The sequence below is a fragment of the Sodalis sp. RH22 genome (genome assembly GCF_047324165.1).
GTDB lineage: Bacteria > Pseudomonadota > Gammaproteobacteria > Enterobacterales > Enterobacteriaceae > Acerihabitans.
Genome location: NZ_CP178731.1, coordinates 232,314 through 244,576, shown reverse-complemented (window position 1 = coordinate 244,576; position 12,263 = coordinate 232,314). Strand labels below are relative to the sequence as shown.

General features: G+C 54.1%; 13 protein-coding genes. 6 read left to right on the top strand and 7 right to left on the bottom strand.

Going from position 1 to position 12,263, the window contains the following annotated elements; genetic code table 11:
• Positions 1-3: 3 nt before the first annotated feature.
• Positions 4-783 (bottom strand): ABC transporter substrate-binding protein, encoded by a 780-nt coding sequence (locus tag ACL2XN_RS01030; RefSeq protein ID WP_410016787.1) that lies wholly within the window; start codon positions 781-783, stop codon positions 4-6.
• Between the two features lie 236 nt (positions 784-1,019).
• Between ACL2XN_RS01030 and ACL2XN_RS01025 the strand changes: the two genes are divergently transcribed.
• Positions 1,020-1,763, top strand: a complete 744-nt coding sequence (locus ACL2XN_RS01025) for a GntR family transcriptional regulator (RefSeq protein ID WP_413723138.1) — start codon at positions 1,020-1,022, stop codon at positions 1,761-1,763.
• A gap of 145 nt (positions 1,764-1,908) precedes the next feature.
• Here ACL2XN_RS01025 and ACL2XN_RS01020 read toward each other — a convergent pair whose 3' ends face one another.
• Complete coding sequence (locus tag ACL2XN_RS01020) at positions 1,909-2,823, bottom strand: LysR substrate-binding domain-containing protein (protein WP_413729899.1); 915 nt, start codon at positions 2,821-2,823, stop codon at positions 1,909-1,911.
• Positions 2,824-3,154: 331 nt separating this feature from the next.
• Between ACL2XN_RS01020 and ACL2XN_RS01015 the strand changes: the two genes are divergently transcribed.
• The 4 genes from ACL2XN_RS01015 (at position 3,155) to ACL2XN_RS01000 (ending at position 5,852) form a co-directional block, all read left to right on the top strand.
• Positions 3,155-3,562 carry a DoxX family protein gene (locus ACL2XN_RS01015; RefSeq protein ID WP_413723139.1) on the top strand — a complete coding sequence of 136 codons (408 nt, stop codon included), beginning with the start codon at positions 3,155-3,157 and terminating at the stop codon, positions 3,560-3,562.
• Between the two features lie 11 nt (positions 3,563-3,573).
• Positions 3,574-4,551 (top strand): glutathione S-transferase family protein, encoded by a 978-nt coding sequence (locus ACL2XN_RS01010; RefSeq protein ID WP_413729898.1) that lies wholly within the window; start codon positions 3,574-3,576, stop codon positions 4,549-4,551.
• Positions 4,548-5,159, top strand: a complete 612-nt coding sequence (locus ACL2XN_RS01005) for an alpha/beta hydrolase (RefSeq protein ID WP_413729897.1) — start codon at positions 4,548-4,550, stop codon at positions 5,157-5,159. Before ACL2XN_RS01010 ends, ACL2XN_RS01005 begins: the two co-directional genes overlap by 4 nt.
• Positions 5,160-5,414: 255 nt before the next feature.
• Positions 5,415-5,852: a hypothetical protein gene (locus tag ACL2XN_RS01000; RefSeq protein WP_413729896.1), complete on the top strand. Its 438-nt coding sequence runs from the start codon at positions 5,415-5,417 to the stop codon at positions 5,850-5,852.
• Between the two features lie 203 nt (positions 5,853-6,055).
• Here ACL2XN_RS01000 and ACL2XN_RS00995 read toward each other — a convergent pair whose 3' ends face one another.
• Complete coding sequence (locus ACL2XN_RS00995; RefSeq protein WP_413723143.1) at positions 6,056-6,562, bottom strand: phenolic acid decarboxylase; 507 nt, start codon at positions 6,560-6,562, stop codon at positions 6,056-6,058.
• Positions 6,563-6,659: 97 nt separating this feature from the next.
• On the opposite strand from ACL2XN_RS00995, the gene ACL2XN_RS00990 reads away from it, so the two are divergent.
• Positions 6,660-7,550 (top strand): LysR family transcriptional regulator, encoded by an 891-nt coding sequence (locus tag ACL2XN_RS00990; protein WP_413729895.1) that lies wholly within the window; start codon positions 6,660-6,662, stop codon positions 7,548-7,550.
• Positions 7,551-7,592: 42 nt separating this feature from the next.
• Here ACL2XN_RS00990 and ACL2XN_RS00985 read toward each other — a convergent pair whose 3' ends face one another.
• The 4 genes from ACL2XN_RS00985 to ACL2XN_RS00970 form a co-directional block, all read right to left on the bottom strand.
• A complete protein-coding gene (locus ACL2XN_RS00985) occupies positions 7,593-8,573 on the bottom strand; it encodes a LacI family DNA-binding transcriptional regulator (RefSeq protein WP_410014535.1) in 981 nt (326 codons plus the stop codon).
• Between the two features lie 108 nt (positions 8,574-8,681).
• Entirely contained in the window at positions 8,682-9,833 is a 1,152-nt protein-coding gene (locus ACL2XN_RS00980; protein ID WP_413723146.1) for a Gfo/Idh/MocA family protein, read from the bottom strand.
• Complete coding sequence (locus ACL2XN_RS00975; RefSeq protein WP_413729894.1) at positions 9,826-10,899, bottom strand: sugar phosphate isomerase/epimerase family protein; 1,074 nt, start codon at positions 10,897-10,899, stop codon at positions 9,826-9,828. Before ACL2XN_RS00975 ends, ACL2XN_RS00980 begins: the two co-directional genes overlap by 8 nt.
• 14 nt (positions 10,900-10,913) lie before the next feature.
• On the bottom strand, positions 10,914-12,155 hold the full coding sequence (locus ACL2XN_RS00970; RefSeq protein WP_413723148.1) for an MFS transporter: 1,242 nt from the start codon (positions 12,153-12,155) through the stop codon (positions 10,914-10,916).
• Positions 12,156-12,263 lie beyond the last annotated feature (108 nt).

Here is a 12,263-nt window from a genome sequence, read left to right as displayed (position 1 = left end):
AAATTAGTCGCCATACACATTGAAATTAAAATATTTTTTCGCCAGCTGATCATAGGTGCCGTCGCTGCGGATCGCCGCAATGGCGCCGTTGAGCTGCGCCAGCAGCTTGTCGTCCTGCTTACGCACGCCTATACCGGTGCCGGGGCCAAAAATGACATCGTCTTTTACCTGCGGATCAACCAGGCTGAAATTCTTGCCCTGGGGTTTGTTCAACAGCGCGTCGGTCACCACCGTCGCATCATCCAGGGTCGCGTCCAAACGTCCGACCACCAAATCGGCATAGACCGCTTCCGCGCTGGGGTAGGAAACCAGCTCGACCCCCTGATCCTGCCAATGTTTCTTGGCATAGGCCTCGAATACCGACCCCTGCTGCACGCCCAGGCGCTTGCCGCGCAGGGATTCGGCGGTCGGCTTGAGGCCGCTGTCTTTCGCGGCGATCAGATACGCCGGGGTATTGAATAATTTATCGGAGAAGTCGATGGCTTTTTTACGCTCATCGGTGATCGACAGCGAAGAAAGGATGGCGTCGAACTTGCGGGCATGCAGCGCCGGGATCAGGCCATCAAAGCTGTTTTCCACCCACACGCACTTAGCCTGGAGATGAGCGCAGATCGCATTGCCCAAATCAATGTCAAAGCCCTGCAGACTGCCATCCGCGGCTTTCGACTCAAACGGCGGAAAGGTGGCATCGGTGCCGAACCGGATTTGTTGCTGGGCTGATGCCTGGCAAGTGAGCCCCGCCAAAGCCAGGCCGAGGGATAACAGGGCAAGCGTTTTTTTCATCATTTACTCCTGATAAATATACCATAAAATAGACCATACAAGATATACGCCTGCGCCGTGAGATACGCAATTCATTTTTCTGTTTTATGCCGGCCTGGCAGGTCGTGATGGCGTGATGGTCTGCTTAATGCCGGCCCTTTATCGCGCGGCGCCGATGAATTTTCGATGACGGAACAACGGCTGAGCGGCTATACTGGCCCCATTGCCCAAGTGTAATCCGGACTAAAAAACAGACCATGAGCGAGCCGAGCGAAGGTAAGCGCCGTCCACGCCGGGCCTATCTGCAGGCCAGGCAGGCATTGCTGAATTTATTGAGCACCCCTGAGTTCAACGATGGCGATCAGATCCCGGCGGAACGGGATCTTGCGGCCCAGTTGGGCATCAGCAGAATGACGCTGCGCAAAATCATTGATGAACTGGTCGCGAGCGGCGTGCTGGAGCGGCGCGGCAACCAGGGCACCTGGCTGACCCATACCACCATAGAGCGCCCGTTGACCCAGGCGATTGAACAGGGTATCAGCAAGATCACCGAGCTTAATGGCGCGGTGCCGGGAAGCAGGCTGATTTATTTCCAGGATACCCAGGCCAGTTCCCGCCTCGCCGCGCTGCTGAAAATCAGCGCCGGCGATCCGCTGGTGATGATTAAACGCCTGCGGCTGGCCGATAGCGAGCCGTTCTGCCTGGAAACCAGCTACCTGCCCCGCGCCATAATCCCGGATCTGACGGCGGAGATGCTGGAGCAGAATGGTTCGCTGTACCGGTTGCTGGCGGAGCGGTATCACATTTTCGGCGTGTCCGACGAGGGCACTATCCGGGTCGGCATCATGAATGAAGAAGAGCAGGCGTTACTGAACGCGCCGCCGGACAGCCCGGCGCTGGTATACCGGGGCGTGATCGCCGACCGTTTTCAGCAGCCGGTGGAATATCTGGTGTCGGTGAATCATCCACAGCGGGTGTCGTTTCGCATTAGCCACCGCTAGGCCGCCGGGCGCTTGGAAAGCGCAGATAACCGCGCCGTTATAAGTGCCGCCGTCATGCCCATTTAGCGCTATGGGCATTATTTCCTGGATTCCGCAGCCACGCGTTAACCCTGTTAAGTACGCCCCCCGCCTGCTTTAAGGGATTTTATAGCCAGTTTTTTTCCCATTCCGGTTGGCCGGAAAAGCGGTCGGCAAGAAAATCTATCAGCGCCCGGGACTTCTGAGCCAAATATTTTGCCGGGGGATAAACAGCGTAAAGGCCCAGGGGTGGCGCTTCATAATGTCCAAGTACGGGCATGACCTGCCCGTTTTGTAGCGCCTCGCCCGCCACGAAAGCGGGCAGACGGGCAATGCCCATTCCTTCGGTGGCCGCGCGCAGGCAAACTTCCGCATTTGAGAACTTCATTTTCCCTCTGACCGAATGAACATGTAACTGTTGGTTATCATCCAGAAAAGGCCAGAGAAACGGATCGCGAAAATTGGTGTCCAGAATACAGTTATGATCGGCTAGTTCACCCCAATGCGAGGGGGTTCCGTGATCTTTAAGGTAGTCTTTTGATGCCACCATGACGATACGGATATCACAGAGCTTACGGGCGATGAGACTGCTGTCATCAAGGTTGCCTATACGTAAAGTCAGATCGAAGCCCTCATTGACAACATTCACCAGCCGGTCAGAAAAACTGACATCAAGCTCTATGTCGGGGTAACGGCGGGCAAAAGCGATCAGCGGAGCGGTAAGCTGAGTGGAGCCAAAAGTGACGGGGGCCGACAGCTTCAGCTGGCCGGAGAGACCTTTAGATGCGTTAAGTAAATCTTCATTCAGCGCATCATATTCCGCCAGCAAAGGGCGGATCCGCTCGTAATACGCCAGTCCTAATTCAGTAGGCTGCAGCGAGCGGGTGCTGCGCCTGAACAGAGTGACCGCAAGCGCCCGCTCAAGCCGGGAAATCAATTTAGAGGCCTGCCCATGGCTGGTAGACAGCCGCTGTGCCGCGGCCGTAAAACTGCCCGTCTCGATCACCGCGATAAACATACGATCACAGTCCAGTCTTTCCATTTTGATTCCGGCAATAAGGCTATCGGTGCGTCACCATAGCAAACAAAGGCCCATGAGGGGATAAGAACAGATAAAATGATGATGATATAAAGTGCTTTATCCAGGCCGTCGGTTCAGGTCATCAGGCGGGGATAAACCTGCCCCGCCTGCTTTATCTCCGCGTCTCATATCCGTCGAACATGAAAAAGCAGCCTGAGTCAACGCAATGGATAAACGCGCTGATGATCTGATAAATTCCATTTCGGAACAAAACTTGCTCTGAATAATGGGATAATATCCATAATGGAAATAAGGTATCTTCCTCGCATCAACCGACTGAGAGGAAATAACCATGACCGACACGCGTACCGCACCTTATGCCGCCCTAATCATGCGCCTGGCGCTGGGTATCTTGTTTCTGGCCCATTTTAGCCTGAAATTTTTTGTGTTTACGCCCGCGGGTACGGCCAAATTTTTCGCCTCGCTCGGCCTGCCCGGCGGCCTTGCCTATATTACCATGGCGGTGGAACTGGTGGGGGCCATCGCACTGATTCTGGGCGTGTATACCCGCGTAGTGGCGGTGATCCTAATCCCTATACTACTGGGCGCGATTTTTACCGTTCACGGACCCGCCGGCTTTTTCTTCACCAACCCTAATGGCGGGTGGGAGTTTCCCGCCTTCTGGATTATCGGGCTGATCGTTCTGGCGCTCACCGGCGATGGTAAATATGCGCTTAAACCAACCTTGAGTCAGCGTTAAGGGGAACCCGCATGCTTGTTAATGGAAAATGGACCGCCGAATGGCATCCCGTACAGGCAAAAGATGAGAAAGGCGGATTTGTTCGCCAGGCTTCCAGTTTTCGTCATTGGGTCACCCCCGAGGGGTTGCCGGGCATGACAGGTGACGGCGGTTTCAAGGCCGAGCCGGGGCGCTACCATCTGTACGTGGCGCTGATTTGTCCGTGGGCGTCACGTACCTTAATAGCCAGAAAATTGAAAGGACTGGAGGATGTGGTTAGCCTATCAGTCGTTGAACCCTGGCTTCTTGACGAGGGCTGGCACTTTGGTGATTATCCGGGAGCGAACCGCGATGATCTCAATCAGGTGGAATGGCTGCATCAACTCTATACGCGTGCCGATGCTCACTATACTGGCCGCGCCACCGTGCCGGTGCTGTGGGATAAAAAGAGCCGAACCATTGTCAGTAATGAATCCGCTGATATCGTGCGTATGTTTAACAGCGGCTTCGGGACGCTGGCTGGTTCCGATATCGATCTCTATCCGCCTGAATTTCAGGCGGAGATCGATTTATTAAATGCGGAAATCTATCCGGCGCTGAATAATGGCGTTTACCGGGCTGGATTTGCCACCTCGCAAATCAGCTATCAGGAAGCCTGCAATGATGTTTTCGGTATGCTTGACGCATTGGAGAAACGCCTGAGCGACGGGCGTGTTTATCTCACGGGAGATAGGATGACCGAGGCGGATATCCGTCTGTTCGTGACACTGATTCGATTCGACGCCGCTTACCACGGTTTATTTAAATGTAATATCCGCCAGCTTAGGCAATATCAATTTCTTTTCGCGTTTACCCGACGCCTATTGCAGGTACCGGGCATAAACGAAACCGTTAACATGGATCATATCAAACAGGGATATTATTCCATCAAAGCACTGAATCCCAATGGCATCGTGCCGATGGGGCCAGACTTGCGCGATTATGGTTTTAACGAGGACAAGCTGAAATGAAAAAATTAGTTGTTCTGCTACATGGTGTCGGCAGCTCGGGGGCGGGTATGGAGGGAGTGGCACAGCTTTTACGCCAATTACTGCCTGACGTTATTTTTTCCACGCCCGATGGCACATCTTCCTTTGCCGGTGGTAACGCCGGTTATCAATGGTTTAGCGTGCAAGACATTACAGAAAATTCCCGGCCACGTCGTATCGCGGAGGCGCGCAGCGCGTTTGACGGGGTTTTAAGGGAGATATTCAGGCAGCATGACTTCGTGCCGGGCGAGGACCAGCTTATTCTCCTCGGTTTTTTCCAGGGCGCTATTATGGCCCTGGACGCATTGGTCACAAACCGGCTGCCACTGATTGCGGTTGTGGCTTTTTCCGGACGCTTATCTTCCCCTGAGCCCTGGAGCGGGCAAATACACGCAAAAGCGCTTCTTATCCATGGTACGTCGGATGCCGTAATACCCTGGCGGGAAAGCGAAAATGCCTGCGTCCGGCTGAGAGATGCGGGTATCGAGGTCGAAACGCTTTTCGAACCCGGGATATCACATACCATTTCTGCATCGGGTATAAAAAAAGCGGCTGAGTATATCGCCCGGCGCTTCAATTTAAACGGGTGATTTGTATTCCCCCAGTATGTCTGAAAACGTGCCGGACCCGCTCTTTTCTGATAAGAAGCCTGTCAGAAAACGCAGTGTAGTTTGGCAATATTTTCAGGGAATATTGAGTTACAGGTAAGAAATCTTTAATGAAAATTCCGGTAAATAGCTTTATCAGAGACTAACGAGTTTGATGAAAACGCTTAGACTTGTTTGCCATGAACAACACAACATTTGATACTGTTTTCGCGCTATGCTCACTTAAGGGCCCAGGGGATGAATACTTTTGAGTTTTCCATTAAATCCGAATCGATAAGCTTTCTCTGGCAAGGAGGGGATCGCGCGATAAAAATCCCGGCAGGTTATGCTCATGCCGCCAAAAACCTTTTTAAATCAGGAACGCTCACTGCGTATGACCTGGAAATGTTGATTTATCGCATTGAAGAGATGATTGAATCCGATAAAGACCTATTTCCCGTTAACGGCGGCGCGTTGTGCCAAGATGAATTAATGAAAGAGGTGAGTAGTATTTACCTCGATGGGTCTAACGTCATTTTACCATCAGAGATTGAAGCAGCGTTCAACACGCTGGCGGATAGGTTGTCCTATTCTGCCATTGCTATCCCCCCGGAAAAAGTCCCCAGCCTTACGTATTTTGTCTTTATCAGGGAAATGACTCATCATTTCCACATAGACAAGATAACCATACTATAACCTCATTTAAAGCTCGCATTTAAGGCAACGCTTTTTAGCTGCTTTGGACGTATACACACCTTAATGCGACGGTATCGGCGTTTAGCCCGAATCCAGCGCTTGGGCCTACTATGCAGGTAGTATTTCGTTATTTCGCCAGCCGGATAGCGAGGAATAAGGACGCTATTTCTGCGTCCTTTCCGCAGGGTCTTATAGCGTCGCTATTACTTTAGATTTTCAGGAAAATGAGCCGGCAGTTCATCTGCCGCGCAATTTATTACCGTTTCGTTATCCGCGCCGCAATCGCGAATAAAGGTTATCGTCGCAAATTCGTCTATCACCTCCGTGGGATAGGCTGGGCCTTGTTCGCGTAGCAATGCCATTTCCTGGAGATGATCATTCTGAAAACAAACCGTTTTTTCGGGATGATCAATGACCCAGCGCGGGAAAAATATGGTGCCGTGAAAGATGTTATCTTCCAGATTGGCGATCAGGCTGACATCCGTGCCGGTGGGCTCTGTCCAGGATATTTTATAGACTTTATTGGCGACGCGAACGATAAACGCTTGCTGATCCCTCACCCAGCGATTCCCTACAATCCCGCTATGGATGCGATAGTCAAGAGTAGCGGCGTTTTTGACATAAATTTCATAATTCCAGCCATTATCATAGGTATACACTAAATGTTTGCCGACAAAACCGCTTAAATCGTTCTTATCAAAGGTATTCATACCCTTTTCCTCATCCGTTTTTTTATACTATAAACATTTTATTGTTAGATTAAAAAACGTATTATCAGAACATATTAAACGAAATTTTGGATTGGTTATGGCATTAAAAACCACCCTGGAGCAATGGGAATTATTACAATCCATTGTGCAAGAAGGCAGCTTTGCCAAGGCGGCCGAAAAATTCAACCGCAGCCAGTCGGCCATAAGTTATAAAGTCGGTTTATTGCAGGAACGCCTGGGGCTTCCCCTGTTGACCCTCAACGGGCGTAAAGCGGAGCTGACCAAGGAAGGCTTCTGCCTGCTTGAGCAGGCGAAACCCTTGTTGCGGTCGTTTTACGCGCTGGAAAAACGCGCCTTAATGCTAAAACAAGGCGACAAGATGCGCGTGCGCATGGCTGTTGACAGTATTTTCCCCAAACATCATCTCTTCGGGGCAATGCGCGCCTTTCAGCGCCAGTACCCGGCTATTTGCATCGACCTGATGGAAGTGCTTCGCAGCGAGACCACCGAGCAGCTGATAGCCCGCCAGGCGGATCTCTACCTGGTGACCTGGCGTGACGATCTGACGGCCACAGGTAACAAACTTATTGAACTCACCTTTATGGCGGTGGCCAATGCGTCCCATCCGTTACTGTCGCAGCCCTACCCGATCATGGACAACGCCCTGGCCTCATGGCCGCGTATTGAACTGACCCATATCAGTCAGGATGCGCCGCCAAAAGAAGCCGTTTCCGTGACGGACAGTTGGACATTCACCACCATTGAATCCGCCATAGACGCGGTAGTCCATGGCATCGGCTATGGCTGGTTACCCGTTGAGCATATTAAAAAACAGCTTCAGTCCGGTGAACTTGTCCCCTTACCGCTGATGTATGGCCAGACACGCTCAACCGCCCTTTATCTGGTTATTGACGAAAACAGCAAGGTTTTTGATAACGAGATCAACGCGCTGGCCCGGCATCTCTCTTTTTATGCCTCGCAGTCATAGCCTATCCTGCCGCCCTACCTTAGCGGGTTATCGGGAGCAGGCTTAAGCGCTGGCCCGTGCAATAAAATGCCAGTTCAGCATGACGCGTTCCGCCGGCGCGTCCGGGTTATCAATTTTTTTAAGCAGCAGGGAAACGGCCTGGCGGCCTATTTCCCGCGACGGCTGCTCAATGGTGGTGAGCTGGGGCGACACCATCTCGGCCAGTTCAGAACCGTCGAAACCGACTACCGCGATATCGCGCGGAATGGACAGTCCGGCGGCTTCAATGGCGCGCATGGCGCCCGCCGCCAGCGTATCGGATACGGCAAACACCGCATCCGGGCGCGGATCCGCATCCAGCAATGTTTCCATGGCCGCCTTGCCCGCCCTGCTGCTCAGGTCGCTGGCATACGCAATGGCTTCATAACCGGGGGCCTGCCGGCGCAGTATCGTTTTATAGCCCCGCTCCCTGAGCTGGGCATATTTGTAGCTGAGATCGTGATTGATAAGCGCAATACGGCGGCATCCGCGTTTCAGCAAATGCCGGACGGCATGCTCCGCCGCGTCGGTATCATTGATACCGACGCAGGAAACGTTGCCGGCATCGGCATATTCCGCGCACTGTACCCACGGCGTCTGGCCAATCATGGCGCTGAGCTCGGGCAAGGTTGAAAACGCATCCATGGTAATAATGCCATCGACCATTTTGCCCGAGAGCAATCCCAGGCTTGATTTTGACCGTTCGATGTCCGAATTCGAGTTGCATAGCAGGATACGGTAGCCGTTTTTTTCCGCTTCTTCCTCAATCCCTTTCACCACCACGGCACAGAAGGGATTGGCGATATTCGAGACCATCACCAGGATCATGGAGCTTCTGGCGGTTCTCAGTTGACGGGCCAGCAGGTTGGGCTGGTAGTTGCTGGCGCGGATAGCCGCCAAAACGCGCTCGCGGTTATGGACTTTCACGGTATCACTGTTATTCAGCACCCGGGACACCGTTGCCACCGAGACTCCCGCCAGTTTAGCTATTTTTTGAATCGACATTACGACAACACATCCTGCGGTCATCACCCTATTACCAGAGGCTACCACAGTTTACTTGCGGCATGAATCAAAGCCCGGCGTTTCTGTCTGCGCGCCGGGCGTCCGTTCTCAATCGGCGACGGTAACCCAGCCCTGCTGCCGGTGGCTTTGCACGATGGCATCAATAACGCGCATCACGCCGGCACCCTCATAAAAGGTGGCGAACGGGCTGCAGCCCTTCGCCGGCGCCCGGCCGTCGCGCACGGCGGTATAAAATTGCAGCATCATGTTCTTGAACGCATCCGGCCAGCCTTCAATGTGCCCTCCGGGGAAGTGCGCACTGTGCGCCACGTCGGCGTTCATCAGCCCCGGATCGTCGCAGAGCAACTGGTTGGCCGCCGTTCGATGCCCTATCCACAATTGCTGCGGCGTTTCCTGATCCCAGGCGACGGAAGCATCGCTGCCGTTCACCTCAAAACTCAGCCGGTTTTTTCTGCCCGCGCTGACCTGGGACACACTGAAACAGCCTTTGCTACCGTCGTCAAAGCGGAACAGGACAAACCCCATATCTTCCGTGGTAACCGGGCGGTCTTCGTAACGCGCGTCCTGTTGCCCGGCGGAAAACGTCGAATTGCCCCGCATATTGGCTTTACGCGTTGGCCAGACGGTGGATAAATCCGCCATGACCGCGGTAATCCGCCGGCCAGTGACAAACTGCACCGTGTCGCACCAGTGCGAGCCAATATCCGCCACGGCGCGGGAGCTGCCCCCAAGGGCGGCGTCCACGCGCCAGTTGTAATCGGTCTCCAGCAGCATCCAGTCCTGCAGGTAGCTGCCGTGCGCCGAAAACAACCGGCCCAAGCGCCCGTGGCGCAGCATACTGGCGGCCTGCTGCACCATGGCGAACTGCCGGTAGACGAAACTGACGCCGTGCACCACCCCTGCCTGCTCGGCCATGGCGACCAGTTCGCCCGCCTCAAGGGCGGTCAGGCACAAGGGTTTTTCCGAAAAAACATGTTTGCCGGCGCGCAGGATTTTGCGGTTGATGTCGGCATGCAAATGGTTGGGCGTACAGTTATGCACCACATCGAGTCCGGGATGGGCCAGCAAGTCATCAATGTCGCCGTAAGCATAAGGAACATTCAACTGCGCCGCTTTAGCCTTGGCGTCGGCCAGCGGCGTATCGCACAGCGCCACCACCTCGACAAATCCCAGCCGGCGGATGGCTTCAATATGGGCAGGGCCGATAAAACCCGTGCCGGCGATACCGACTTTAATCATGAGTAGCATCCTCCCCCAGCCCCAGCATACGGCGCGCGTCTGCGCGGTCCTCATTGCCGGCGGCAAAATCATCAAAAGCCCGGGCGGCGACCGGAATAATATGGCGGCGGATAAAGTCGCCGCCTTCACGGGCGCCGGTTTCGCCGTCCTTCAGGCAGCATTCCCATTCCAACACCGCCCAGCCGTCGAAGTCATACTGGGACAGCTTGCTGAATATTGCTTTAAAATCAATCTGACCGTCGCCCGGAGAGCGGAAACGCCCCGGCCTGTCCATCCAGTTCTGATAGCCGCCGTAAACACCGCTGCGCCCGCTGGCCGCAAATTCCGCATCCTTGACATGGAAGGCTTTGATGCGCGAGTGATACCGATCGATAAATGCCAGATAGTCCATATGCTGCAGATGCAGATGGCTGGGATCGAACAGGATATTACAGCGCGGATGGTTATCCACCAGCGCCAGGAAACGTTCGAACGTGGCGCCGTCGTGCAGGTCCTCGCCCGGATGGATCTCAAAACATACATCAACCCCGTTCTGGTCAAAACAGTCCAGTATCGGCCGCCAGCGCAGCGCCAGTTCATTAAACGCCTCGTCCAGCAGCGTCTGGTTATGCGGCGGCCAGGGATAGAAATACGGCCAGGCCAGCGAGCCGGAAAAGGTGGCGTGCGCCGTTAATCCCAGCTTTGCGGACGCGGCGGCCGCCTGTTCCAACGCCTGGGTCGCCCATGCCCGGCGCGCCCCCGGGTTTCCCCTGACGGTAACAGGAGCAAAGCCATCGAACGCCAGGTCATAGGCGGGGTGGACGGCGATAAGCTGCCCCTCGAGGTGGGTGGAAAGCTCGCTAATGGTCAGTCCGTGGCCAGCCAGTGTTTCCAGGATTTCATCGCAATAGATCTGGCTGGCGGCGGCTTTTTCCAGGTCAAATATCGCCTTGTGATTACAAGGGATCTGCAAGGCGGTATATCCCAGCGAGGCGGCCCACTGCGCCAGCCCGTCAAGCGTATTAAACGGGGGTTGCTTCCCGATAAACTGGGACAAAAAAATGCCCGGACCTTTAATCGTTTTCATTACATCTCCCAAACTCAAACATGCTCTGGCTCTTTATATTTAAAGTAAAAGAAGAAAATTACCGCGATAACGGCGGCGGACACCGCCGGGATCCACCAAAAGGTGACCCACGCCTGCGGCACTGTCTGTCCCGCCACCAGGCGGTTGTAAAGCGCGCCGGAAATCTGCGAACCCAGCAGCATGCCGATGCCATAGGTAAACATGACGATCATGCTCTGCGCCTGCCCTTTGACCTTTGCGCCGGCGACGCGGTCGGTATAGATAAAACCGACGACAAAGAAAAAGTCGTAACACACGCCGTGCAGCAAAATGCCGAGATACAGCAGGAACCGGCCTTCCTCACTGACGCCCAGCGCGAAAAAGGCGTAGCGGACGAACCAGGCCAGCATGCCGATCAGCAGCATGTATTTGACGCCCAGCCGGCGGAACAGCAGGGGGATGACCAGCATAAAAAAGATTTCAGACATCTGGCCGAAGGACATGGCGGTGCTGACATCGCTGATGCCGACATCGGCAAGATATGACGCCGTATAGGCATAGTAGGTGCCCAGCGGTACGGAAATCAGCATGGCGCAGAGCGAGAAAACAAAGAAATGGCGGATTTTCAGCAGCGCGAACGCATCGGCGCAGAACAGATCGCGCAGCGCCAGCGGCTGCCCTTTGGCCGGTGCCGGCGTATGGGGCAACGTCAGGCTGTAAACCGCCAGCAATACCGAGCAGATGCCCGCCACCCAGAAAATATTCACGCTGGCCGACACGCCGGTAACACCAATGAATATGCCCGCGACTATCCAACCGATGGTGCCGAATACGCGCACCACCGGGAAGCTTTTATCGACATTTTTCAGGCTGTGGAAGGCAATATTGTTGCCCAACGCCAGCGTCGGCATAAAACAGAGCGTATAGCCGAACAGCAGGGCAATAAGCAGCGTGCCGTTGCCATCGATCAATGCCTGCGGCACGAACCAGAGGATCGCCGCGCCGGCCAGATTCATCACCGCCATGACTTTCTGGGAAGCAAAAAAGCGATCGACCAGCATGCCCAGCACAAACGGGGACAAAATCGAAGCGATGGGCCCCGCCGAGAACGCGTCGCCAATCAGCAATGACATATTGTGATGCGCCATCACCAGCCCCAGGGTAACCGACCAACTTCCCCAGATAAAAAATTGTAAAAACATCATCAGGGACAGCCGCGGTATCAGGAACCGATGCTGTACTTGGCTGACTTCACTGCTTTCCAGTGTTGACATCATGAGTTGCCTCGCCTTAAAAAGTAATCGATTACAAAACGTGTTTACACAAAAGTAATCGATTACAAATTAATTTTCCCGCTCTTTATAACAAAATTGCGATTTGAATCA

Coding starts and splice junctions, on each gene's coding strand:
- ACL2XN_RS01030 (WP_410016787.1), bottom strand. CDS start 783: ATGAAAAAAACGCTTGCCCTGTTATCCCTCGGCCTGGCTTTGGCGGGG.
- ACL2XN_RS01025 (WP_413723138.1), top strand. CDS start 1,020: ATGAGCGAGCCGAGCGAAGGTAAGCGCCGTCCACGCCGGGCCTATCTG.
- ACL2XN_RS01020 (WP_413729899.1), bottom strand. CDS start 2,823: ATGGAAAGACTGGACTGTGATCGTATGTTTATCGCGGTGATCGAGACG.
- ACL2XN_RS01015 (WP_413723139.1), top strand. CDS start 3,155: ATGACCGACACGCGTACCGCACCTTATGCCGCCCTAATCATGCGCCTG.
- ACL2XN_RS01010 (WP_413729898.1), top strand. CDS start 3,574: ATGCTTGTTAATGGAAAATGGACCGCCGAATGGCATCCCGTACAGGCA.
- ACL2XN_RS01005 (WP_413729897.1), top strand. CDS start 4,548: ATGAAAAAATTAGTTGTTCTGCTACATGGTGTCGGCAGCTCGGGGGCG.
- ACL2XN_RS01000 (WP_413729896.1), top strand. CDS start 5,415: ATGAATACTTTTGAGTTTTCCATTAAATCCGAATCGATAAGCTTTCTC.
- ACL2XN_RS00995 (WP_413723143.1), bottom strand. CDS start 6,562: ATGAATACCTTTGATAAGAACGATTTAAGCGGTTTTGTCGGCAAACAT.
- ACL2XN_RS00990 (WP_413729895.1), top strand. CDS start 6,660: ATGGCATTAAAAACCACCCTGGAGCAATGGGAATTATTACAATCCATT.
- ACL2XN_RS00985 (WP_410014535.1), bottom strand. CDS start 8,573: ATGTCGATTCAAAAAATAGCTAAACTGGCGGGAGTCTCGGTGGCAACG.
- ACL2XN_RS00980 (WP_413723146.1), bottom strand. CDS start 9,833: ATGATTAAAGTCGGTATCGCCGGCACGGGTTTTATCGGCCCTGCCCAT.
- ACL2XN_RS00975 (WP_413729894.1), bottom strand. CDS start 10,899: ATGAAAACGATTAAAGGTCCGGGCATTTTTTTGTCCCAGTTTATCGGG.
- ACL2XN_RS00970 (WP_413723148.1), bottom strand. CDS start 12,155: ATGATGTCAACACTGGAAAGCAGTGAAGTCAGCCAAGTACAGCATCGG.